Source organism: Nonomuraea solani, assembly GCF_900108335.1.
Lineage (GTDB): Bacteria > Actinomycetota > Actinomycetes > Streptosporangiales > Streptosporangiaceae > Nonomuraea > Nonomuraea solani.
Genome location: NZ_FNVT01000005.1, coordinates 156,717 through 178,396, shown reverse-complemented (window position 1 = coordinate 178,396; position 21,680 = coordinate 156,717). Strand labels below are relative to the sequence as shown.

Genomic DNA, 21,680 nt, shown 5'->3' with positions numbered 1-21,680 from the left:
CACCGACTTCCGGGGGCAACTGCAGTGGGCATGGTTCAGCGACTGACCCAGGTGACGGCCGCACTCATGGCCGCCGTCACCACCACCATCCCAGCCACCGCGGCCACCCCGCCGTCCCAGGCGGCATCCCGGCCACAGGCGGCAACCTGGCCACAGGCGGCAACCTGGTTCCAGACGTCACCCCGGTCCCAGGCCACCCCGCCGGGCCAGACCGGCGAGCCGGTGCGGGCCGCACCGCCGGGACAGGTCGCTCCGCTGGGGCAGGCTGGGCAGCAGGGACCGGCGGAACGGATCGGGCAGTCGGCGCCGTTCGGGCCGTCGGAGCGGGCCGGATCGTCGGGGGCGGTCGTGACGGTGGCGTCGGCCGTGCGGCCCGCGCACCCGCCGTCCTCAGCGTGGTCGCCGCAGGTGGCTTCGCCTGGGTCGGCGGCGCCCGCCGGGTCGGTGGCGTCGGCTGTGCGGTCCGCACGCCCGCCGTCCTCGGTGCGGTGGCCGCAGGTGGCTTCGTCTGGGTCGGCAGTGTCCGCCGGGTCGGTGGTGTGGTTGCCGCAGGTGGCGTTTCCTGGGGTGGCTGGGTTGGGCGTGCCTGCTGGAAGCGGTGTGTCCGCCAAGTCGGGTGAGTGGGGTGGTGTGCAGCCGCCTGGGCCTCGGCCTGGTGGGCGGCGGGGGCTGGGGTGGTGGGACTGCGGGGACGGGTTGCAGTGTGGGCGGCTTTCGGTGCCGGTCGACTGGGCTCGGCCGCGTGGCGAGCGTACCCGGATCGATGTGGCGCGGATGCTCGCGCGGGACCCCGCGCGCAGTCTTGGGGCGCTGGTGGTGAACACCGGGGAAGGGTCGACCATCCAGGGGGTGCGGGCCAGGCCGGACACCGTGAATGAGCTGGCGCGCTGGTTCGATGTGGTGCTCGTCGAGGCGCGGGGGATCGGTGACCGGGGGAGTCCGGCCATGGTGCGGTGTTCGGTGCCGCAGCCCGATCCGCTGCGGTTGCAGCTCATCCCCGGAGCCGCTCAGTGGCGCTCCTACGCCCGTGACAACGCCGCCTATGACCGCAGTTGCCGCATCGCCGCCGGACCCGCCTACGCCGGCCTCACGTCCTGGCAGGTGGCCCACGACCTCGACGCCCTGCGCGCCGCCCTCGGGGAGCCGCGGCTGCGGTACTTCGGGAACTCCTATGGGGCGGTGTACGGGCAGGCGTACCTGGAGCTGTTTCCGCGCCGGGTCGAGCGGATGTACCTGGAGGGCGTGCCCGACCACGGGGAGCCAGGGCTGGGGCGGCGGCTGATCGCCCACGCGCGGGCGATCGAGCGGCAACTGACCTCCTTCCGCGACTGGTGCCGGGGCCGCATGGGGTGTCCGCTGGGCGACGGCGACGCCGTGGCGGTCCTCGACGACCTGCTCGACCGGGCGCCTCTGCCCGCCGGCCCCGGCCGTACGGTGGACGACCGGCGGATCGTGGCGGCGGTGACCGCCGGGCTCGTCCCGGGGCGATGGGGCGAGCTGGCCCACGCCATGGCCGCGGCGGCGGAGGGTGACGCGAGCGCCCTGGCCGTGATGGCGGTCATGGCCCGGCCGGTGGCGCCGGGGACGGTGGCGCGGTCGATGGCGTGCCACGACTTCATGCCCGCCGTGCCCGGTTACCGGCGGTTCCTGGCGATGGAGTCCCGGCTTCGCGAGGTGGCGCCCCGGGTGGGCTGGATGAGCGGCCGCCACGAGATCGCCCGCTGCCTCGGCCTGCGCCAGGGCCCGAGCTGGCCACCCCACCTCCCACGCAAGGACGCGAGGAAGAAGGCGGCGGTGCTGGTGGGGGTGGGGCGGCTGGACACCGTCGCGCCGCCGGCTTCGGCGGCCAGGGTGGCGGGGCGCGTTCCGGGGGGCGTGGTGCTGTGGCATGGTGACGGGCACGGTGCGTACCTGCTCCAGGGCCTGGGCAAGCTGCGCGCCACCTGCCTGCGCGCCCGCGTGCACGACTACCTCGTCAACGGCGCGCTGCCCCCGCGCGGAACGGTGTGCCCGGCGGGTATGGAATAGGCTGCCGTACGTGGTGATCGAACGGGCGGCGACCGCCGACGCGGGTGAGATCCTCACCGTGCAGCGGGCCGCCTACGTGGCCGAGGCCCAGCTCTACGGCGACCCGTTCATCCCGCCGCTGGTCGAGTCACTGGAGCAGGTGCGCAAGGTCATCGAGACCGCCGTCGTGCTCAAGGCGATCGACGACGGCCGGATCATCGGGGCGGTGCGCGGGCGGCTGTCCGGCACGACCTGCCTGGTCGGACGCCTGGTCGTCGTCCCCGACCGGCAGGGTCAGGGGCTGGGCACGGCCCTGCTGAGCGCCCTGCACGAGCGGGTGCCGGAGGCGGAGGCGTTCGACCTGTTCACCGGTCACCTGTCGGCGGGAAACCTGCGGCTCTATCGCCGCCTGGGCTACCGGGAGACGAGCCGTGAGCGGATGGACGACCATCTGACGCTGGTGCACCTGCGCAGGACGCCAGATCGATCCCCTCCTCAGCGGTGATCATGGCGCGGCCCAGGTCGTCGTCCACCCAGTTCCAGCCCCACCGCCACTCCGAGCCCGCCGGGTGCTCGGCGTTGAGGCGGTCGAGCACGGCCTGAAGGGCGGCGGCGGGCACCACGATCTGGTGGTGGCCACGCCAGGGCACGTGCTCGGGCACGCCGATCGGCGGCGTCTGGACGCCGTGCCGCCGCAGCGCCGCCACCACCACGGCCGGGTCCACCTCGAACAGGTGCAGCGGCGTCGGCTCCCTGTCCATCTCGGCGTCGTAGGCCAGGGCGAGCAGCCAGTGCTCCGGCGCGGGCTCGCGCGCGCCCGAGGCGAGGGCCAGGCCGGTCGCGATGCCGAACAGCTTGTGGAAGCTCGGATTGGCGAAGCCGCCCGCCCGGTGGCCGCGCCTCGCGTGGCGGGGCAGGCACTCCAGGGCGCGCGCGTGGTCGAGCCCGGCCTCGGCCAGCACCCGGGCGGCGAGGGAGTCGTCGTTCAGCAGGGCGAGCACCACGTGGGGCGGCCCCACCCAGTCGTCCCCGGCGGCGGCCGCCTGATCATGGGCGGCCCGTACGATCCTGGTGAGCATGCCTCCGATGATGGACCCGTACGGCACGATGGTGGATAGGCTTTGGGCCGTGTTGAAGATTGGGCTCACCGGCGGGATCGGCTCGGGCAAGAGCGAGGTGTCGAAACGGCTCGCGGCCAGGGGCGCCGTCGTGATCGACGCGGACAAGATCGCACGTCAGGTGGTCGAGCCCGGCACGCCCGGGCTGGCGCGGGTGGTGGCCGTGTTCGGGGACGAGGTGCTGCGCCCCGACGGCTCCCTCGACCGGGAGAAACTGGGGTCGATCGTCTTCGCCGACTCCGAGCGGCTGGGCGCGCTCAACGCGATCGTGCACCCGCTGGTGGGGGAGCGGGTCGCGGAGCTGCAGGGGCGGGCGGCCGACGACGCGGTGCTGGTCTATGACGTGCCGCTGCTGGTGGAGAACAAGCTGGCACCCATGTACGACGTCGTCATCGTCGTCGACGCGGCCGACGACGTGCGCATCAGGCGCCTGGCCGAGCACCGTGACATGCCGGAGGCCGACGCCAAGGCCCGCATCGCCGCGCAGGCCGGCCGCGAGGAACGGCTGGCCGCGGCCGACATCGTGATCCCGAATGAGGGCCCGCTGGAGGAGCTCGACGCCCGGGTGGCCGAGGTCTGGGACGAACTGCTGAGGCGTGCCGCCCGCGGTTGACCATTGACGGATATGACCGTCGTCCATGACTATCGGAAATATCGCCCGACCGGATTCTGGAGGGACCGTATATGCCGCGTTTACAACGTTGTAGTGTCGCCCTGGCCATCGCTCTGAGCCTGATCGCACCGGTGGCCCCGGCGAGTGCCGCAGTGGCCCCGGCGAGTGCCGGCGCCGTGGCCGAGGCGAGCGCCGCGGCGACGCAGTCGTTCCGTAACCCGGTCAACGCCGGCGCCGACCCCAGCCTGATGTTCCACAACGGCGACTACTACGTGGCCACCACGCGCGGCGACCGGATCGGCATCTGGAGGTCGCGCAGCCTCGCGACCCTGCTGGCCGCGCCGGAGCAGGTCGTCTGGCGCGACACCGACACCAGCCGCAACACCCAGATGTGGGCCCCCGCCTTCCGCCATGTCGGCTCGCGCTGGTACATCTACTACACCGCCTCCGACGGCGTCGACGCCAACCACCGGATGTACGTGCTGGAGTCCGCGGCCGACGACCCGATGGGCCCGTACAGCTTCAAGGCGAAGATCGCCGACTTCGGCGAGTACGCCATCGACGGCGAGCCGATCACCCATAACGGCCAGTCCTATTTCGTCTGGACCAGCCCGGGGCGCGGCATGGGCGGCCCTCAGCAGCTCTACATCGCCAGGATGAGCAACCCGTGGACCGTCACCGGCGGCCGGGTGGCCATTCCCGCCAACGGCGGCTGCACGGAGGTCCGCGAGGGGCCCACCCCGCTCTACCGCAACGGCAGGACGTTCCTGACCTACTCCACCTGCGACACCGGCAAGCCGGACTACCAGTTGTGGATGAAGAGCATCGCGAACGGCGCCGACCCGATGGTGGCGGCCAACTGGACGCAGCACGCCGGGCCGGTGTTCTCCCGCAATGACACGACCGGCGTGTGGGGTCCCGGGCACCACTCGTTCTTCCGCTCGCCGGACGGCACCGAGGACTGGATCGCCTACCACGGCAAGAACACCAGCACCAACACCTACAACTTCCGTACCGCGCGGGTGCAGAAGTTCACCTGGAACGGCGACGGCACCCCGAACTTCGGCCGTCCGCTCGCCGCGGGCGCCACGCAGCAGTTGCCCGCCGGCGATCCTGGCGCGGCCACGTCGGTGATCGACGACTTCAGCCCGGAGGTGACGTACGGGGGCTCGTGGCAGTCCGGGTCCGCCTGCGGCAACCAGTGTTTCTGGGGCAACGACCACTGGAGCGGCCAGGCGGGCGCGACCGCGACCGTGACCTTCACCGGCACCCGGGTCGCCCTGCTGAGCGTGCGCGACACGGGCAACGGCATCGCCGCCATCTCCATCGACGGCGGTCCGGAACAGCGCGTCGACTACCACAGCGCCATCCGGGTCGGCGAACAGCTCAACTACATGAGCCCGGTGCTGGCGCCGGGGCAGCACACGCTGAAGGTACGTGTCACCGGCGAGCGCAACTCGGCCTCGACCAGCACGGTGATCAGCATGGACCGGATCGAGGTGTACTAAGCCGCGGGTGGATCGGCCTCACCGCCTCCCTGTCCTGGCTAGGGGAGCAGGTGGCGGGTGAGGTCGTAGAGGCGGGCGGCGTTCCCCGGGTCGAGGGTCTTCAGCGACGGATCGACCGGGGTTCGCCGGTCGTAGGCGAGCAGGCCTGTGCCCGGCGGGGCGTCCATCAGCTCGATGATCGGCGCGATGGCCTTCTCGACCGGCTGCCCCGCGACCTTGGCCAGCAGTTTGACGATCGCCTTGGTGGGCTGCCCGAGGCTGTCCGTGCCGCTGTCGGTGAAGCCGGGGTGGTGCAGCAGATAGCGGGTACGGCCACCGGGGTGGGCCGCGGCGTACGCGACGCCCTGCAGGTCGGTGGCGCGGCCGCCCTGGAGCATGGCCTTGAGGCCGCCGTAGCCGTGTTCGAGGGACAGGTCGTCCCAGTGGATCCGGCCCTTGGTGACGCCGACGCCGCAGATGTTCACGATCATCGGGTCGGCACCCTTCTCCAGCAGGTCCGTCAGCCCGTGGCTGAGCAGGAAGCGGCTGACGTAGTAGAGGGCGAAGGTGGATTCGTACCCGTCGGGGGTCTCCGCCCGCTGGGAGAAGTACCGGTTCGCGGTCAGCACCAGGCCGTCCAGCGCGTCGTGCCGCGTGTGCACCTCCTCGATCACCCGCCGGTTCTCCGCGACCGAGGTCAGGTCGGCGCGGATGTACGTGGCCCGATCCGAGGCTCCGAGCCGGTCGGCCTCCTGAAGGAAGCGCTCGCCCTTCTCCGGGGAACTGCCCACGACGGTCACCTGGTCGCCCCGGCGCAGGAAGTGCAGGGCGAGCCCTCTGCCCATGCCGGTCGTGCCACCCGCCACCACATAAGTCCGCATATTTCGTCCTTTAAGTCATCGAACGCTGACTTGAGGGAACGTAGCACAGCCACGGCGTACAATGTCAACGATCGATGACTACGGAGAGGAGCCCCGCGTGCCGAAGAGGGACCGGGAGGCCACCAGGGCGCGCCTGCTGGAGGCCGCCAGGCTGCGCTTCGCCCGCGAGGGCTACGACGCCACCAGCGTCCGCGACATCGCCAAGGACTCAGGCGTCGACGCGACGCTGATCTTCCGCTACTTCGGCTCCAAGAAGCGCCTCTTCGACGAGGCCACCGCCGCGCACGCCCCGCCCGGCCTGCTCGACGGCCCGGCGGAGGAGCTGGTCGCCCGCATGGTCCGCGCGGTCGTCCTGCACGACTGGACCGAGTACGGCGGCGAGCACCCCCTGGTCGCCATGCTGCGCTCCTCGGCCCACGAGGACACCCGGCAGCGCATCCGCGAGGAGGTCTGCGACACCTACGTGACAGCTCTGCGCGACCTGGCCGGCGGCGAAAAGACGGAGGACGCCGAGCTGCGGGCCGAGCTGCTCAGCGCCTGGCTGGTCGGCATCGGCATCCTGCGCTCGGTCGTCGCCACCCCCGAGCTGGCCAAGGCCGAGGCCGGCGACCTGGCCCCGCACGTCGCCGCCGTGGCCACGGCCCTGCTGGGCCGCCCGATGTCGGGACTCCCCAAGGACGGCGGGTCAGAAGGGTGAGTCGAGCGGCACCTGCCGCACCCCCGGCAGGTAGGGGTCGAGCTCGCCCAGCTCGAACCGTGACATCCCGACCACGTGCCAGAACTGCCCGGCCGGCTCGCCCTGGATCTTGTACCGGCCGTCGGGCGCCAGCGCCGCCCACCCCTCGGCCAGCCCCAGCAGGGTCGCCCGCCGCTCCCCGCCCTCCCAGAGGATCACCACGCCGTCGTCACCGGCGCTGGCCAGTAGGTCGGCCGACGGGCTGAAGGCGACCGACCACACCCGGCGCGTGTGCCCGGCCAGCGTGTGCCGCAGCCGCCCGGTGGCGGTGTCCCAGACGCGTATCAGCAGGTCGTCGCCCCCGGTGGCCAGGTGGCGGCCGTCAGAGGAGAAGGCCACGCTCCACAGCCGCCCGTCGGCCCGGCCGAGCGTGTGGGCCAGGCGCGGCTGCCACGGCTGGCCGGGCCGCAGCTCCCACACCATGGCCCGGCCGTCGTTGCCGGCGCTGGCCAGGTGGCGGCCGTCGGGGGAGAAGGCCACCGAGTAGACCCGGTCGGTGTGCCCTTCGAGGGTCGCCACCCGGCCGCCGGAGGCCACGTGCCACAGGCGGACCAGCTTGTCGTCGCAGCCGGTCGCGATGTACTGGCCGTCGGGGCTGAACGCGATCGAGCGCACCCGCCCGTGGTGGTCGGTCAGGTTGCCCGCCAGCCGCCCGGTCGGGCGATACCAGATGTGCACGCTGTCGTCGTCGTTGGCCGTGGCCAGCATGTCGCCGTCGGGGCTGAACGCCTCGGCCCACACGTGCTCGGTCTCGGCGTGCAGCTCGCGCTCGTAGTCGCCGGTGACGGCGTTCCAGAAGTGCACGCCGCCGTCGTTGCTGGAGGTGGCCAGCACCGGGCCGGCGGGGGAGAAGGAGGCCGAGATGAGCCGGTCGGCGATGCCGCTGAACTCGCGCAGCCGCCGCCCGGTGTGCGGCTCCCACACGCGTACGACGCCGTCGTTGCCGCTGGTCGCCAGCATGGTGCCGTCGGCGCTGAACCGGACCGAGGAGATCCGCCGCCCGTGGCCGCGCAGCACCCGCTGGCACTGGCCGGAGCCGGGGTCCCACAGGCGCACGGTGCCGTCGTTGCTGCTGGTGGCGAGCTGCTGCCCGTCGGGGCTGAACACGAACGGCCACACCGAGCTGCGGTGGCCCGTCAGCTCGACGCGCTGGCCGCCGCCGAGCCGCTGCAGCCGTACGACGCCGTTGGCGTCGCCGGTGGCCAGGATGTGCCCATCGGGGCTGAACGTCACCTGGTAGACGGCCGCCGCGTGCGTGGTGAGCAGGCCGCGGGCCGCGCCGGACGGATCCCACACGCGCACACCGCCCGCCGTGTCGCCGGTCGCCAGCAGCGAGCCGTCGGGCGAGAACGCCACGCAGTAGACGCTGCCCGTGTGACCGGTCAGCGTGTGCAGCGGCGTCCACGTGGCGGTGTCCCAGAGCCTGACGGCGCCCGCCTCGTCGCCGGTGGCCAGCAGCCGGCCGTCGGGGCTGTGCACGGCGCGGTAGACGCTGCCGCGGTGCTCGTCCAGCGTCTCCTTCACCTGCCCGGACTCCAGGTCCCAGACGCGCACCACGCCCGCCGAGTCGCCGGTGACCAGCGCGGACCGGCCGAATGAGGCCGTGTAGATCGGCGCCCGGTGCCCGGCCAGCTCGTGGACGAGCCGCCCGGTGGCCGTCTCCCAGACGCGGACGACGCCGTCGCCGCCGCCCGCCGCGACCAGGTCGCCGGAAGGGCTCAGGCGCAGCGGCCACACGCCGTCGGCGTGGCCTCGGAGGGCGCGCAGGCGCTCGCCGGTCAGGGCGTCCCACAGCAGCACCTGCCCGTCGCTCGCGCCCGTGGCCAGCAGGTCGCCCGCGAACACGACCGCGTAGACGCGGCCCCGGTGCCCCTGCAGCGTGCGTACGGGGGCGCCGCCCACACACAGCAGGACGCCGCCGTCCTCGTTGCCGATCGCGATCGTGGCGCCGTCGGGGCTGTAGGCGATCGGCTCGGGCAGGCGGCTGGTCTGGAAGTGGTAGCCGTACGGGACCCCGATGCCGGCCGGCGCGAACTCCACCTCGACCGGCTGCCCCGGCACAACGGCCGCGCCCGGCAGGTGCGGCAGCGTGCCGGTCACGTTGATCAGCGCGGCCCGGTGCCAGCGGGCGCCCTCGACGGACACGTCGCTCATGTCCACCTGCGCCAGCCGCGCCCCCGACAGGTCGGCCCCGCGCAGGTCGGCCCCGGTGAGCTGGGCGCCGTCGAGCCGCGCGCCGATCAGCGTGGCGTCGCGCAGGATCGCCCTGGACAGGTTGGTGCCCGCCAGGGTCGCCTCGGACAGGTCGGCGCCGGTGAGATCGACCTCGCGCAGGTCTCTGGCCGACAGGTCCTCGCCCTTGAGGTTGGCCCCGCGCAGGTCGGCGTAGGCGGGCGTGCGCAGCCGGGCGGCGATCTTGACCGCGTTGGCCCTGGACACGTCGTCGGCCGGCGGGTCTGCCACCCACGTCTGCAGCCCTCGTACGTCGGCCAGGTCGCAGAGGAACTCCACGGTCAGCGCCGACAGCGGGCGGAGCGCGAGCAGGACGGGGTCGGTCAGCGTGGCGGCGATGTGCCGGGCGATCAGCCACTCCATCACCGACGCGTGGATGAAGCCGAACATGCCCTCCTCGGTGCGTACCAGCAGGCTGCCCGACCCCATGCGGAACGCGGCGTGCGCGGCCGAGAGCTGCCCGTCGGCCAGGCCGGTCAGCGTCTCGCCGATCTCGGTCAGCTCCTCCACGCCGAGCAGCGACTCGCCGGACTCCCACAGCCGCACCGCCAGCGCGGTCACCGCCTGCCACAGCTCGTCGACGGTGAGCGCGGCGGGGGAGCCGGGGACCCTGGCCCGCCGCTCCTCGAAGGCCAGCCAGGAGCCGAGGATCTCCTCGTACAGCAGGGCCGGGCTGATCGTGTGGCGGGCCTCGGCCACCGTGCGCAGGCGGTCGGCGTCGAGGTCGGCGATGAAGCTGAGCATGCGCGGGTTCTGCGCCAGCGCGAGCAGGTCCTCCAGCTCGCCCATCAGCGACATGCGCGCCGCCGCCTCGGCGCCGCCCTCGAACCGGTTGGCCAGGTAGGAGCGGATCTGGTCGGGTGTGAAGTCCTCGACGCTGAGCACCCGCCGCTGCGGCAGCACCCCCACCATCTCGCCGAGTGAGGTCAGGACCTGGCTGTGCGACTTGAAGTGCTGGGTGCGGCTGGCCACCACGATCTTGGCCTTGTCGTCGGCCGCCGCCAGCAGCGTGGCCAGGTGGTCGGCGGCCCGGTCGTAGGTCAGCCGGGTCACCAGCTCGTCGAACCCGTCGAACAGCAGCACGATCCGGCCCTGCCGCAGCAGGTAGCGGAACGCCTTGAGGTCGATGAACTCCTCGCCGTGGCCCGCCAGGTGCGCGGCCACCAGGGCGTCCACCGAGTGCGCCTTGTCGAGGGCGCGCAGCTCGATGAGGATCGGCGTCAGGTGCGGCAGCTCGGCGGGGATGCGCCGGGCCAGCTCGCGCAGCGCGAACGTCTTGCCGTGCCCGAAGTCGCCCAGCAGCAGCAGGAACCGGCCGTGGTCGGCGGCCAGCAGCCGCATCAGCTCGTCGGTCAGGCCCTGCCTGATCTGGTTGCCGGGACGGTCGAGCTCGCGGTAGCGCTGGGGGACGTACAGGCCGGGCGGGTAGCGGCGGTCGGTGGTCAGCCTGGCGGTCTGCTCGGCGACGTAGCCGGTAAGGTCGAGCAGGCCCTGGAACTCGGTGAAGCTGCGCAGCCGCACGCCCTTGCGCATGAGGTCGTCGCGCAGCGCGCGAGGCGCCGGCGGCCCCTGGTAGACCAGCTCGGCGGCCAGCCCGGCGGCGTGTGCCCGGCGGGCGAAGTCCGTCGTGACGTCCTCGGTCAGCTCGCCGGCGTGCGCGCCGATCATCGTCTGGCGGACGAAGCCGTCCTCGGGATGGGTGACCACCAGGTGCGCGGCGAATCTGCGGATCTTGGCGCGCTCGTGCCTGGCCTCACAGACCTCGGTGATCCGGTCGAGCAGCAGCTCGACGGGGCTCGGCTCGCGCTCCTCCGGCTCAGGCGCGGGCGGCGGGGCCTGCGGGCTCTCGCCGGTGAACGGAGCCTGCGCCGCCTTCCAGCGCGAGCGCACCCGCTCGGGCCCGCCCTCGCTTTCGTCCGGCAGCCACGTGCGCAGCCCGTCGGGGGTCAGCTCGACGACGTGGTGCCGCCCGGAGCGCGGCGCGGCGATCCGGCCCTCGGCCGCCGGTCCGGCACCGCCGTGGAAGAGCAGGTTGAGCCGGTGGGACAGCAGCCGTTCGAACGTCGGCGCGTCCCTCAGCTCCTCCGGCGGATGCCCGATCGCGCCCAGCCGCAGCCAGCCGCGCTCCTCGTACGGCCGCAGCCGCTCGGCGAACCACGCCGCCTGCCCCTCCCCGACCAGCGCGTACGCGTCCCGCTCCAGATGGCTCATCGCCATCGTCGAGTTGAGCCCCGCCACGACCACCTTCAGATCGGGCACCTCGAACAACGTCCACGGCTGCCCGCCGTCGAACACCCGGTCGTCCAGCCCCTGGTACACCTCGCCGAACAGCGTGGCGAAATGCCGCCACTTGGGCCAGTAGGGCGGCTGCGGGCTCACGTCGTCGGCCTCGCAGGTCATGAAGTAGGCGCTGGCGGCGGCCTTGGTGACGTCGCGCGGGCCCGGCACCAGGATCAGCCGGTGCGGCTCCAGCCCGATCAGCAACCGCAGGTCGGTCACGAACCGTGTCCCCTGCCCGAACTGCCCGAGACTGCCCGACTCGGTGAGGTCGCCGCTGACCACCATGAGGTCGGGACGCGGCATGCCCCGGTCGTACATGGCGGTCAGATCGGCCCAAATGCGCGCCTGCATGTCCTCGGGCGTGAACGGCTCGCCCGGATCGGGCAGCGCCCTGCCGAACCGGGGGCCGCCGATGTGCAGCACGCTGATCGACTCGCGGGCCCGGCCGTCGCCGCCCGCCGGCGGGAACGTGGGGGCCGTGACGGGCGACCGCCTCACCCTGGCGTTCTCCACCGGCGGCAGTGTGGGCACGGGCGCGGGGACGCTGGAGCCGTCGGGGAAGGCGGGCGCGGCGGCCGGCTTGGCCCGCCCGGCCATCGCCTCCCTGACCCGGCCCAGCAGCAGCGCCCTGGCCTGCCCGGAGTCGGTGACGCCCAGCAGGTCGACCCAGGTGATCGTGGACAGCAGACCTTCGAGCTGGACGTCCTCCAGCCTGATCGTCACGAGCTTGTTGGACGGGTTGCCGGGATCGGCCCGCATCGCGGCCTGCCACTCCATCCGCCCGTAGCGCGAGGTCAGGTAGTTGCGCGAGAGCACGGCCACGACGAGCTGCGCCTCGCTGACGCCGCGGTCCATGAAGTCGATGAAGTTGGTGCCCGGCACGAAGTCCCACGCCTGGATCATGGTCTTGTAGCCCGCCGCCTCCAGCTCCCAGGCGATCCAGGTCGCCCAGGCGGTGTCGGCGGGGGAGTAGCTGACGAAGATCTCCGTGGGCCTTCCGTCACGTGCCATCCGCCCAGTATCCCTTGCCGTGTAGGCCCCGTAATAGCCGTGTGCGATCATCGTCGGGTGTTGCGGCGTTTTGGCGTGCTCGACCTCATCAGGGTCGGGTTGCTGGTTCTGGGCCTGGTCTTCCTGGCGACCGGGCTGCTCCCGTGGGATGACGCGGTCACGAGCTTCGAGGAGATCGGCCCGCTGCTGATCTTCCTGATCGCGATCATCGTGGTGGCCGAGCTCACCAAGGAAGCGCAGGTCTTCGACGCGATCGCGGCGCGGATGGCGGTGTTCGGGCGCGGCAACTACACCGCTCTTTTCTTTCTTTGTACGGCCTTCGCGTCATTTGTCACGATATTTCTGAACTTGGACACGACCGCCGTCCTGCTCACCCCGGTCATGCTCGCCCTCGCCCCCAAGGCCCGCATCGCCGCCCTGCCCCTCGCGATGACCACGATCTGGCTGGCCAACACCGCCAGCCTGCTGCTGCCGGTCTCCAACCTGACCAACCTCCTCGGCATGAACAAGATCGACCTCGACGCCCAGGAGTTCGCCGCCCGCATGTGGGCCCCGCAACTCGTCTCGATCGCCATGACGATGATCTTCCTGTGGGCGTTCTACTGGCGGCGCGGCGAGCGGCGCGACCTGCGCTACACGCCGCCGGTGCTGGAGCCGATCGCCGACCGCGCGCTGTTCACGGCCGCGTCCGCCGGCTGCGTGCTCTTCATCGTCCTGCTGCTGCTGGAGGTGCACGTCGCCATCGCCGCCTCGGCGGCGGCGGTCATCGTCGCGGGCGCCTTCCTGCTGCGCGCCCGCGAGCGCCTGACGTGGAGCCTCGTCCCGTGGCAGCTCATCATCTTCGTGACCGGCCTGTTCCTGGTGGTGCCCACCCTCAGCCGGCACGGCCTGTCCGACCTGATGACCTGGATGATCGGCACGGACGGCGACCCCTACCGCACGGCCGCCGTCGGGGCCGGGCTGTCCAACGCGATCAACAACCTGCCCGCCTACCAGGCCGTCGAGACCGTGATCCCGGCCACCGACCAGAACCGCCTGCTGGCCCTGCTGGTCGGCACCAACGTGGGCCCGGTCATCACCCCGTGGGCGTCGCTGGCCACGCTGCTGTGGTTCGAGTCGTGCCGCCGTCACGACGTCAAGGTGCCGATGCGCAAGTTCCTGCTCACCGGCGCGGGGCTGGCCGTAGCGGGGCTGGTGGCGACGGTGTGGGCGCTGGTCGAGCTCGCCTGACCGGTCTGACCACCGGTCAGGCTCCGGGACAATAAGGCAGCATGACCAGAACCACCATCTACGGATTTTTCGGTCTTGCCCTAACGGTGGCGCTCACCGGCTGCGGCGCCGCGGAACCTGCCGCTCAGCCCGCCCCGGCGTCCAGCGCCCCGCCGAAGGCTGTCGAGGCGTCCACGCTCCCGGCGCGGGAGGTGACGCGGACGGTCAAGCTGGAGGTGCTCGGCAAGGGCCGGTCCATGCAGCCCATCGCGTACTACGCCGACGAGCAGGGCACCGAGAACAACGCCAAGCTCCCGTGGTCCAAGACCGTCAAGGTGGCGCTCACCGAGGCCGAGCAGAAGGTCGGACGGTCGCTGTCGATCGTGGCCGGCTCGTCCCAGGCCGCCGACGGCCGGCTGGCGGCCGGCAAATGCCGCATTACCGTGGACGGCGAGGTCGTCGTCAACGGTGAGGGCCTGTGCCAGTACAAGCTCAAGTAACCGGTCAGGCCGCGGCCAGCGCATAGGCGCCGGCGACCGCGTCCAGGGCCCAGCGCATCCGGCGCACGTACGTCTCGGGGTGGTCGCCGGCCTCCTGGGCCACATAGGCCGCGCACCAGGACGCGTCGCCGCCGCACGCGCACAACCGCTCGTCCACGGCGGCGCGAATCTGGTACGACGACAGCTCGTCGGACGGCTGCAGAGCGGTGGCGAAGAGCACCTGCGCCAGCTCGGTCGTGTTCGTCATGTCGGGCTCCTCTCCGCGTGGTGCCGTTCTCGGCACCCTCTAAATAGACGTCGAACGGCGGCGGAACTCATCGACAAAGGACACACATTATCTGCGGAGTTTTCCTCAGTGCGTTTTCCTCAGCGCAGCAGGGCGAGAAGCTCGGGGATGGCGCGGGGGTGCCCGGCCACGAAGCTGCGCACCTCGGCCGGGCCGCCGATGCGCTCCTCGAACGGGCCGCCGTCCAGCGCCCGGATCTCGATGCCCGCCTCCTGCGCCAGCAGCGCCCCGGCGGGCAGGTCGACCACCCCGGCCCGGTAGCCCACGAAGCCGTCGATGTCACCGCGCGCCAGCATCGCCCAGGCCAGCAGCGGCGCCCAGAGCTGCAGCACCCGGCGGGCCCTGAGCTCCAGGGCGGACTTCAGCGCCCGCACGCCGGGGTCGGCCCTGGTCACGTCGTAGCCCTGGGTCCAGGCCAGCAGCGGGCCGTGCGGGCTGGGCGCGTACGAAGGCGTCAGGCGTACCCCTGAAGAGCAAACGGCCCCGCGCCCCCGCACGGCCGACCACGTCTGACTTGAGACCGGATCGTGCACCACGCCCAGCACGGGCAGCCCGTCGCGGAGGAGCGCCACGCCCACCACGTACGTGGGCAGCCCGATCGCCACGTTGTTGGTCCCGTCGAGCGGGTCGACCAGCCACGTCCACTGCCCGCCGGCTTCCCCGACCAGCCCCGACTCCTCGGCGATCACCGAATGCGACGGGAACGCCGTCAGGATGCGCTCCAGCAGCAGCTTCTCGGAGGCCAGGTCGAGGTCGGTGACCACGTCGCCCGCGTCGCCCTTGGCCCGCACCCCCAGGGCGCCCCGCGTGCCCTCGAGGAGCAGCGCGCCCGCGGACTCGGCGGCTTCGACGGCGATCGTGCGAGCGTACTCCAGGTCCATCGGGTGCCCTTCAGGTCAGGTGCGCGGTGATGAGGCGGACGGCCAGCGCCGTCTCCCCGGCGTCCAGAGGCTGCCTGGACACGTGGTGGGGGCCGCCGTCGAGCGGCCCGAGCGACAGGTCCCGGCCACCGGCCCGGCCCTGTCCGAGCGCGATCGTGGCCGCCTCGCCGCCCTCGGGGACGACGCTGCTGTGGAAGCGGTCGGCGGCCAGCGTGTAGGTGTCGCCGGAGCCGAAGACCTCCACCAGGCCCGTGGTGTGCCGCACGGTGCGGCCGGTGGGCGAGATGCGGTCGCCGCCGGCCCCGCTGACCACCTCGAACACCCGGTGCGTGGCGTCCGCGCCCGCGTCGGTGACGACGGCGTGCACGTTGCGCACCTGGCCATAGAGCACGTGGCTGACGAGATCCCAGCTGTGGCAGTGGATCTGCGAAGTCGTGCTCTCGGCGTGCGCGAGCGAGTCGGACCACAGATGGAGGCATACCCCTTCGCCGCCGTCGCGCTCCAGCGGCAGGCAGACGAACCCGAGCGGATGGCGTACGGCGCTCAGATCGGGCCTGGCCAGCACCTCCAGGGCCCACGCCGTGGCCTCGCCGCCGCGTAACAGCTCACGTACGCCGCTGTAGCTCATGGCCCATAGGGATCCACGGCGCGCAGCGCCTTGCGGGCGATGTCGACGACGTCGTTGGCGTTGTAGGACTTGGGCAGGGGCACCCCGATGCCTTCGAACAGGTCCTGTACCTCCTCGATGGTGGGCTCGTCGCCGAGCGGCACCTTCTTGTACCTCTCCAGCGGCACCCGCCGCGCCTGCTCGAAGCTGAGCCGCAGCTCGGTGTCGCAGTTTTCGTAGTAGAAGGTGCCGGCCAGCGCGGTCATCGCCATGTTGGGGTCTTCGACCGTCATGATCAGGCGGGTGGTCGAGACGTCCCAGCGGAACGTGGTCATCGTGGACGACAGGCCCACCCCGATGTCGAGCAGGCCGTAGCGCTGGCGGTGCCAGAAGGCGGCCAGGATGGTCGCGTACGACTCCTTCCTGACCCGGTCGGTCGTCCACGTCTCGCCGGTGCCGTCGGGGGCGTCGGACAGCGAGCGGCGGTAGTGGGCGTAGGTCTCGCACACCTCCGGATTGGTCGGGTCGACGACCTCGACCCTGACCGTGAGGTGGCGTTTGTCCCTGCGGGCGGCCGCCACGCACAGGGGCAGCGTGACCGCGCGCAGGTAGGTGCCGGTGCCGCCCTTGAAGCTCCACCTGCTGGTGTCCTTGCGCGCCTCGGCGTGGGACTGGGCGATCTCCTGCCTGCTGCCGAGCACCCTGACGAGCTGCAGCGAGTCGAGCGCCCTGCGGGTGCTGTGAACCAGGGTCTCGATCTCCTCCATGCGCGCCAGGCGCACGGGCAGCTCGGCCAGCGCCCCCGAGGTGATCGTCCTTTCGACCGGGGCCTGGCGGGCGCGGTCGCGCAGCAGCGCGGTGGCCACCAGAGCCATGATCACCAGGGTGGAGGCGGTCACGAGCTGCCGCTGGATGTCGGTGCCCTTCGCACCGAAGATCTCAGGGGGCATGACGCCGAGCACGCCGACCACGATGGCCAGCCCGAGCGCGATGGCGCCGTCCGCGTTGCGCGCCGCCCATGGGGCGGTCCGCTTCCACGCCGCCATGAACCGTGCCATCGCTCGCCCCGCCGTCCGACGATCATTCAGTTCCCGAGGTCATGGTAACGACCGCGCCATGCGACGGCCAGCACACGCAAAGGAGCGATCTCGTAGCGGGGAATGCTCCGAATTATTGCCTGGAGTCTGGATTGTGGCGATCTGTAGGATCCGAAGACATGATCATGGATCCGCACGTTCTGGGCTACTACCAGCGGGGCGGCGAGCTGACCCGGCTGCGGCGGGGACGCAACCGCCTGGAGTTCTGGCGTACGCGCGACGTGCTGCGCCGCGTCCTGCCGCCGGCGCCCGCCCGGGTGCTCGACGTGGGCGGCGGCACGGGGGTGCACGCCGAGTGGCTGGCCGCCGAGGGCTACGAGGTCGAGCTGATCGAACCCGTGCCGCTGCACGTCGAGGAGGCGGCGGCGCTGCCCGGCGTACGGGCCAGGCTCGGCGACGCCCGCGACCTGCCGGTCCCCGACGGCGAGGCGGACGCGGCGCTGCTGCTCGGCCCGCTCTACCACCTGCCCGAACGCGCCGACCGGCTGCGCGCCCTGGTCGAGGCTCGCCGCGCCGTCCGACCCGGCGGGCTGGTCGCCGCGGCCTTCATCAGCCGGTACGCGGGCCTGCACGACAGCGTCTACCACGGCACCCTGCTGGACGACACGCAAAGGGCGGCCGACTATCACTCCGTCGAGACCGGGATGATGGTCTCGACCAGGACGGAGACCGGGTTCCGCGGCTACTTCCACGACCCGGAGGAGATCCTCGCCGAGTTCGCCGACGCCGGCCTGCCCGAGCCGCTCCGCTACGGCCTGGAGGGGGCGTTCTGGCTGTACGGGGACGTCGACGACTGGCTGGACGACGACGAGCGCCGCGAACTGCTGCTGGCCGCCGCCCGCCGCCTCGAAAGCGAGCCCTCGCTCCTCGGCGTCAGCGGGCACCTGCTGGCGGTGTCGCGGGCCTGAGGCCGACGGGGCCGACGGGGCCGACGGCCGCGACCGACGGATCACGGTGGCGGGCGGCCCGAGCGGCCGCCCGTCACCGGAAGGTCAGAACCACCCGCGGTGGCGGGCCATCTGCTCCAGGCCGCGCTGCAGGGCCGCGTCCGCCGACTGCGGCGGGTCGTCGTAGCGGACCGTGAAGCGGTTGTAGGAGTCGTGGCTGGAGCTCAGGAAGCCGCCCCGCTTGTCGGCCTCCAGGATGACGTCCATCTGCCGCGGCCCGGCGATGAACGTCAGCTCCAGCTCGTTGAAGTGGCGCCGCCACTGGCCGCCCGCGTAGTACTCGATCTCCTGGAAGAACGGCATGGTCGAGCCGTACAGCGTGCCGCGCTCCAGGTCGGCCTTCTTGAACTGGAAGCCCAGCCGGTCGAGCGCCCCGATCACATGGTCCTGGGCCGGCAGCGGGCTGACGAACAGCGGGTCGAGGTCGCCCTTGTCGAGCGCACCCGCCAGCGCCAGCTCCGTCTGGACGCCCAGCCGCATGCCGTGCAGCGGGTGCCCGCCGATGGCGCTGATCGGCGTCTCCCACGGGACCGCGATCTCGAACGGATGCTGGTGCTGCGCGCCCGCCGCGAGCTGGAACATCCCCGCGACCTGCTGGCGCAGGAAGCTGTAGGTCGTTTTGTACTCGTTGTCGCCCTGCTCGACCTCCACGACGGCGGTGAGGTCGATGTGGATGCCCTCGACCTTGTAGTCGGAGTTGCCGCCACGGAAGTGGACGACGCCGCGCAGCAGCTCACCCGGGCGCACGCCCGTGTTGGTCAGCACCGTGTCTACCTCGACGCCCGCGCCGAACGCGGCCATCAACTTGCGGAACACCATGGGGTTCTCCTATGCGGAAGGTGTGTGGCCGTTCACTTGGCCTGTTCCCGTGCCCGAGATGCGGGGGAGCAGCTGGGCCAGGATGAGGGTTGAGAGCGCGGAGTCCGACTGTCCCTGCTGGGTGCGTACGACCAGCGGCTGGGGGGCATTCTCCGCCAGTTTCGCGCCCACGTCGAGGCGCTTGCGGGCCAGCTCGTACTGCAGCACGGCCCGGTTGTCCCGGTACGACTCGGCCAGCCGCCGCAGCGCCTTGGCCTCGTTCTCGGCGGAGGTCAGGTCGGCCCGGCCGCGCGCCTCGATCTCCCACGTCACCCGCTGCGCCTCGGTCTCCTGCTCCTCCAGCATCCGCGCCACGTTCTTGCGCGCGTTGTTGTGGGCGGCCTTGACCTCGACGACGCGGGCGTCACGGGTCTTCTTGGAGCGCTCGATCTCCATCAGCAGGGTGTCGATGCGGCGCTTGCGGGTCAGCTCCCACTCGCGCTCGTACGCCGACAGCTCCTTGGCCACCTTCTCGCGCGTGGCCAGGTGCTGCTGGTACTGGTCGGGCAACTGGACGTCGGGGATGTTGGCGCCCGTGATGCGCACGCCGTACCGGCCGAGCTGGCGGTTGAGCGCGTCCTGCATGTCGCCGACGTCGGAGCCGCGCAGGTCGTACGCGCGCTCGGTGTTGACGCGGCGGCTGCGCTGCCTGATCGCGTCCTGCACCGCGCTGGACAGCACCAGGTCGAAGTTGCCCGCGCCGATCGTGCGGACGAACGCCACCGGGTCCACGATGCGGAACTTCAGGAAGAACTCGATCGACTTCAGCGGCACGTTCTCGGCCGTCGGGCAGGCCACGATCGGCGCCGAGTACGGGATCTCGGTGGAGGTGTCGACGACCGCGTCCACCCGGTCCCACGGCAGCCAGAGGTAGTGGCGGCCCGGCGGCAGCGTGCCGGTGATGGCGCCCCAGCGGCTGCGTACGCCGGTGGTGCCCTCCTCGATCTCGATGATGGCCTTGCGCCACATCGTGACCGCGGCCACGACCAGGAAGAACAGCGCCACCAGAGCCGCGATGACGGTCAGGTCGGTCAGCGCGGCCATGCCGGCGAAGTAGAGCCCCAGGAACACCAGCGCCATCCAGGCGAACCCGCGCCGGTCCTTGGGGATCACGACGGGCACGAGCTGCCCCTGCTCACCGCCGCGCAGGAGCTGGCGGATCTCGCCCCAGGAGGCGAGCGACTCCTTGATCTTGGAAAATTCCCTGCTCATCAGCCCTCACCCTGTCCGTGGTGCTTCCCGCCCGGCAGCAGCCGCTCGACGGTCGACTCCAGATCGGAGTCGGGCTCCGGCGTCGCCGGGGCCTCGGTCACGTCGGCGACGGCCTTCTTGAGCAGCGCGGCGATCTCGTCCTCGCGGTCGCGCACGCGAGTGGCGATCACGTCGAGCCTGCCGCGGATGGCGGCCATGTCGTCGGCGGAGAACAGCTCCGCGCCCTCGCCGCCCACGAGCTGCCGGGCCAGGGCCAGGAAGTCGATGTCGGTGTGCTCGCCGACCTGCACCACCTGCGGCAGCCTGGTGGCGACCGACTCCAGCTTGGCCAGCAGGTCCTGCTGGAAGCGGTAGTCGAGGATCTCGGGCGCCTCCGCGGCCGACAGCGCCCTGATGTCCAGCGCCTGCGCCTCCAGGAGCGCGGAGTTGGCGTTGGCCGTGGACTCGGCCTCGACCAGGCGCTGCCTGGCCTGCGCCGTGGCCTGGTGGCTGGCGCGTTCGAGCGCGGTGTCCATGCGGGCCTGGTAGCCGGCGATCTCGGCCTGGATGGCGCTCAGCGTCTCCTGGAGCCCGGCCAGCTCCTTGATGAGGTCGCCCTCGTTCTGCTCCTTGCGAAGCTGGAGCTCGTACTCGTAGGTGTAGGCCTCCTTGGCGACGCGCACCATCTCGGGCGCGGCCAGGTCCATGCGGTATTCCTGGCTGGACGGCTCGGCGTGGGTGATGTTCACGTCGGTGAGCCGTACGGCGGGCAGGAACTGCTGGTTGAGGCTCTCCAGCATGCCGAGCGTGCTCTCGCCCACCAGGTCGTAGATGTCCTCGGCCCGCTGGGCGTAGATCAGGGAGCGGGTGACCTCGCTGATGGCGTTCTGGAGCTTGGACTGGAAGCCGCTGACCGAGCCGAGCACGAAGATGAACTCCGCCGGGTTCTCGATCCTGAACTGCAGGAACAGGTCCACGCTGGCCTTGACGCCCTGCTGGGTGGGGGCCTCGCTGATCGGCGCGTTGAACGGGTATTCGCGCGTGGTGTTGACGATGTAGCTGACCCGCTTCCACGGGTTGAACAGCGTCACCCGGCCCGGGTCCGCGATGTGCACCAGCTTGCCGAACTGGGTGATCAGGGCCTTGCAGCCCTCGGGCACCATCACCACGCTGCGCCGCCACCACAGGAACGCCGCGGCCAGGACGAGCACCACCCAGTAGTGCGGCCCGAAGACCACCTCCGCACTCGGGATGACGTTGCCGAGCGCGCCGATGAGGCCGAGCAGCACGAGGATGCCCAGCGGCACGATCACCTTGGCGGTGCTGCCCTTGGGGATCACCACCGGGGAGATGACGTGCATGCCGTTCTCGGCGAAGCTGCGGTTGACGATCTCGCCGGCCTCGTTGAGCGACGCCGTCCTGGCCTCGATGAGGGTGCCGATGGAGGCGCCGCCGTCGCGGGCCGCGGCGAAGTCGTGGGGGTTCAGCGCGAAGCCGCGGGCCTGGCCGGCGAACTGGCCCGAGAACTGGCCGGCCTGGTCCATCGCCTGCCCCATGGCCTGTCCCATCGCCTGCCGTACATCACCCCCTTGGGCGACCGCTTGGGCTATGCCCTGACCTGCCTGGATGAGTGCCTCTCTGGGACGTGACATGAAACCTTCCTTTTCCGCTACAGGCGAATCCGACCGTATCGGGTGTGACTTACTGTTCGCTTGCAACGGGATGTCACATATCTATTG

Annotated in this window: 18 protein-coding genes and 1 pseudogene; 8 read left to right on the top strand and 11 right to left on the bottom strand. The window is 71.7% G+C overall.

The window, feature by feature from the left end:
• Window positions 1–35: 35 nt before the first annotated feature.
• Window positions 36–611: a hypothetical protein gene (locus C4V41_RS61925; protein ID WP_160150343.1), complete on the bottom strand. Its 576-nt coding sequence runs from the start codon at window positions 609–611 to the stop codon at window positions 36–38.
• 163 nt (window positions 612–774) lie between these two features.
• On the opposite strand from C4V41_RS61925, the gene C4V41_RS20515 reads away from it, so the two are divergent.
• Both C4V41_RS20515 and C4V41_RS20510 read left to right on the top strand, forming a co-directional pair.
• Window positions 775–2,028 carry an alpha/beta fold hydrolase gene (locus tag C4V41_RS20515; protein ID WP_103957514.1) on the top strand — a complete coding sequence of 418 codons (1,254 nt, stop codon included), beginning with the start codon at window positions 775–777 and terminating at the stop codon, window positions 2,026–2,028.
• A 13-nt stretch (window positions 2,029–2,041) separates the two neighbouring features.
• Window positions 2,042–2,512 carry a GNAT family N-acetyltransferase gene (locus C4V41_RS20510; RefSeq protein WP_103957922.1) on the top strand — a complete coding sequence of 157 codons (471 nt, stop codon included), beginning with the start codon at window positions 2,042–2,044 and terminating at the stop codon, window positions 2,510–2,512.
• A 433-nt stretch (window positions 2,513–2,945) separates the two neighbouring features.
• Here the strand turns inward: C4V41_RS20510 and C4V41_RS64275 are convergent.
• Window positions 2,946–3,086: pseudogene (locus C4V41_RS64275) on the bottom strand (Clp protease N-terminal domain-containing protein); the annotation flags it as partial.
• Window positions 3,087–3,135: 49 nt separating this feature from the next.
• On the opposite strand from C4V41_RS64275, the gene coaE reads away from it, so the two are divergent.
• Window positions 3,136–3,738 (top strand): dephospho-CoA kinase, encoded by a 603-nt coding sequence (gene coaE / locus C4V41_RS20500; protein WP_103957921.1) that lies wholly within the window; start codon window positions 3,136–3,138, stop codon window positions 3,736–3,738.
• A gap of 71 nt (window positions 3,739–3,809) precedes the next feature.
• Window positions 3,810–5,246 (top strand): glycoside hydrolase family 43 protein, encoded by a 1,437-nt coding sequence (locus C4V41_RS20495; protein WP_103957512.1) that lies wholly within the window; start codon window positions 3,810–3,812, stop codon window positions 5,244–5,246.
• Between the two features lie 38 nt (window positions 5,247–5,284).
• Here C4V41_RS20495 and C4V41_RS20490 read toward each other — a convergent pair whose 3' ends face one another.
• Window positions 5,285–6,106, bottom strand: coding sequence for an SDR family NAD(P)-dependent oxidoreductase (locus tag C4V41_RS20490; protein ID WP_103957511.1), 822 nt, complete (start codon window positions 6,104–6,106; stop codon window positions 5,285–5,287).
• Between the two features lie 97 nt (window positions 6,107–6,203).
• Between C4V41_RS20490 and C4V41_RS20485 the strand changes: the two genes are divergently transcribed.
• Complete coding sequence (locus tag C4V41_RS20485; RefSeq protein ID WP_103957920.1) at window positions 6,204–6,803, top strand: TetR/AcrR family transcriptional regulator; 600 nt, start codon at window positions 6,204–6,206, stop codon at window positions 6,801–6,803.
• Here the strand turns inward: C4V41_RS20485 and C4V41_RS20480 are convergent.
• The gene (locus C4V41_RS20480) at window positions 6,792–12,365 is read right to left on the bottom strand and encodes a WD40 domain-containing protein (RefSeq protein WP_103957510.1); all 5,574 of its coding nucleotides are present in this window, start codon (window positions 12,363–12,365) and stop codon (window positions 6,792–6,794) included. The genes C4V41_RS20485 and C4V41_RS20480 overlap by 12 nt on opposite strands.
• 57 nt (window positions 12,366–12,422) lie before the next feature.
• Here C4V41_RS20480 and C4V41_RS20475 point away from each other — a divergent pair, with 57 nt between their 5' ends.
• Window positions 12,423–13,595 (top strand): ArsB/NhaD family transporter, encoded by a 1,173-nt coding sequence (locus C4V41_RS20475; protein ID WP_235030267.1) that lies wholly within the window; start codon window positions 12,423–12,425, stop codon window positions 13,593–13,595.
• A 41-nt stretch (window positions 13,596–13,636) separates the two neighbouring features.
• Window positions 13,637–14,074 (top strand): MmpS family transport accessory protein, encoded by a 438-nt coding sequence (locus C4V41_RS20470; protein WP_146103719.1) that lies wholly within the window; start codon window positions 13,637–13,639, stop codon window positions 14,072–14,074.
• A 4-nt stretch (window positions 14,075–14,078) separates the two neighbouring features.
• On the opposite strand, the gene C4V41_RS20465 is transcribed toward C4V41_RS20470, so the two are convergent.
• The 4 genes from C4V41_RS20465 to C4V41_RS20450 all read right to left on the bottom strand — a co-directional run bounded on the left by C4V41_RS20465 (window position 14,079) and on the right by C4V41_RS20450 (window position 16,906).
• Window positions 14,079–14,321, bottom strand: a complete 243-nt coding sequence (locus C4V41_RS20465) for a hypothetical protein (protein WP_103957508.1) — start codon at window positions 14,319–14,321, stop codon at window positions 14,079–14,081.
• Between the two features lie 119 nt (window positions 14,322–14,440).
• A complete protein-coding gene (locus C4V41_RS20460) occupies window positions 14,441–15,241 on the bottom strand; it encodes an inositol monophosphatase family protein (RefSeq protein WP_103957507.1) in 801 nt (266 codons plus the stop codon).
• A gap of 10 nt (window positions 15,242–15,251) precedes the next feature.
• Window positions 15,252–15,869 (bottom strand): hypothetical protein, encoded by a 618-nt coding sequence (locus C4V41_RS20455; RefSeq protein ID WP_103957506.1) that lies wholly within the window; start codon window positions 15,867–15,869, stop codon window positions 15,252–15,254.
• Complete coding sequence (locus C4V41_RS20450; protein ID WP_235030266.1) at window positions 15,866–16,906, bottom strand: hypothetical protein; 1,041 nt, start codon at window positions 16,904–16,906, stop codon at window positions 15,866–15,868. The genes C4V41_RS20455 and C4V41_RS20450 overlap by 4 nt, the downstream gene beginning before the upstream one ends.
• A gap of 158 nt (window positions 16,907–17,064) precedes the next feature.
• Between C4V41_RS20450 and C4V41_RS20445 the strand changes: the two genes are divergently transcribed.
• Window positions 17,065–17,853: a class I SAM-dependent methyltransferase gene (locus C4V41_RS20445; protein WP_103957505.1), complete on the top strand. Its 789-nt coding sequence runs from the start codon at window positions 17,065–17,067 to the stop codon at window positions 17,851–17,853.
• A gap of 84 nt (window positions 17,854–17,937) precedes the next feature.
• Here the strand turns inward: C4V41_RS20445 and C4V41_RS20440 are convergent, their stop codons facing one another.
• The 3 genes from C4V41_RS20440 to C4V41_RS20430 are packed head-to-tail and all read right to left on the bottom strand — an operon-like array spanning window position 17,938 to window position 21,593.
• Entirely contained in the window at window positions 17,938–18,711 is a 774-nt protein-coding gene (locus C4V41_RS20440) for a sporulation protein (RefSeq protein WP_103957504.1), read from the bottom strand.
• A gap of 9 nt (window positions 18,712–18,720) precedes the next feature.
• Window positions 18,721–19,962 carry an SPFH domain-containing protein gene (locus tag C4V41_RS20435; protein ID WP_103957503.1) on the bottom strand — a complete coding sequence of 414 codons (1,242 nt, stop codon included), beginning with the start codon at window positions 19,960–19,962 and terminating at the stop codon, window positions 18,721–18,723.
• Complete coding sequence (locus tag C4V41_RS20430; RefSeq protein WP_103957502.1) at window positions 19,962–21,593, bottom strand: SPFH domain-containing protein; 1,632 nt, start codon at window positions 21,591–21,593, stop codon at window positions 19,962–19,964. Before C4V41_RS20430 ends, C4V41_RS20435 begins: the two co-directional genes overlap by 1 nt.
• Between the last annotated feature and the right edge of the window lie 87 nt (window positions 21,594–21,680).

What these genes read in the sequence shown, in the direction of transcription:
- C4V41_RS20460 (WP_103957507.1), bottom strand. Translation starts at nt 15,241, where the DNA reads ATGGACCTGGAGTACGCTCGCACGATCGCCGTCGAAGCCGCCGAGTCC.
- C4V41_RS20470 (WP_146103719.1), top strand. Translation starts at nt 13,637, where the DNA reads ATGACCAGAACCACCATCTACGGATTTTTCGGTCTTGCCCTAACGGTG.
- C4V41_RS20455 (WP_103957506.1), bottom strand. Translation starts at nt 15,869, where the DNA reads ATGAGCTACAGCGGCGTACGTGAGCTGTTACGCGGCGGCGAGGCCACG.
- C4V41_RS20430 (WP_103957502.1), bottom strand. Translation starts at nt 21,593, where the DNA reads ATGTCACGTCCCAGAGAGGCACTCATCCAGGCAGGTCAGGGCATAGCC.
- C4V41_RS20480 (WP_103957510.1), bottom strand. Translation starts at nt 12,365, where the DNA reads ATGGCACGTGACGGAAGGCCCACGGAGATCTTCGTCAGCTACTCCCCC.
- C4V41_RS20450 (WP_235030266.1), bottom strand. Translation starts at nt 16,906, where the DNA reads ATGGCACGGTTCATGGCGGCGTGGAAGCGGACCGCCCCATGGGCGGCG.
- C4V41_RS20440 (WP_103957504.1), bottom strand. Translation starts at nt 18,711, where the DNA reads ATGGTGTTCCGCAAGTTGATGGCCGCGTTCGGCGCGGGCGTCGAGGTA.
- C4V41_RS20490 (WP_103957511.1), bottom strand. Translation starts at nt 6,106, where the DNA reads ATGCGGACTTATGTGGTGGCGGGTGGCACGACCGGCATGGGCAGAGGG.
- C4V41_RS20435 (WP_103957503.1), bottom strand. Translation starts at nt 19,962, where the DNA reads ATGAGCAGGGAATTTTCCAAGATCAAGGAGTCGCTCGCCTCCTGGGGC.
- C4V41_RS20445 (WP_103957505.1), top strand. Translation starts at nt 17,065, where the DNA reads ATGATCATGGATCCGCACGTTCTGGGCTACTACCAGCGGGGCGGCGAG.
- C4V41_RS20495 (WP_103957512.1), top strand. Translation starts at nt 3,810, where the DNA reads ATGCCGCGTTTACAACGTTGTAGTGTCGCCCTGGCCATCGCTCTGAGC.
- C4V41_RS20515 (WP_103957514.1), top strand. Translation starts at nt 775, where the DNA reads ATGCTCGCGCGGGACCCCGCGCGCAGTCTTGGGGCGCTGGTGGTGAAC.
- C4V41_RS20465 (WP_103957508.1), bottom strand. Translation starts at nt 14,321, where the DNA reads ATGACGAACACGACCGAGCTGGCGCAGGTGCTCTTCGCCACCGCTCTG.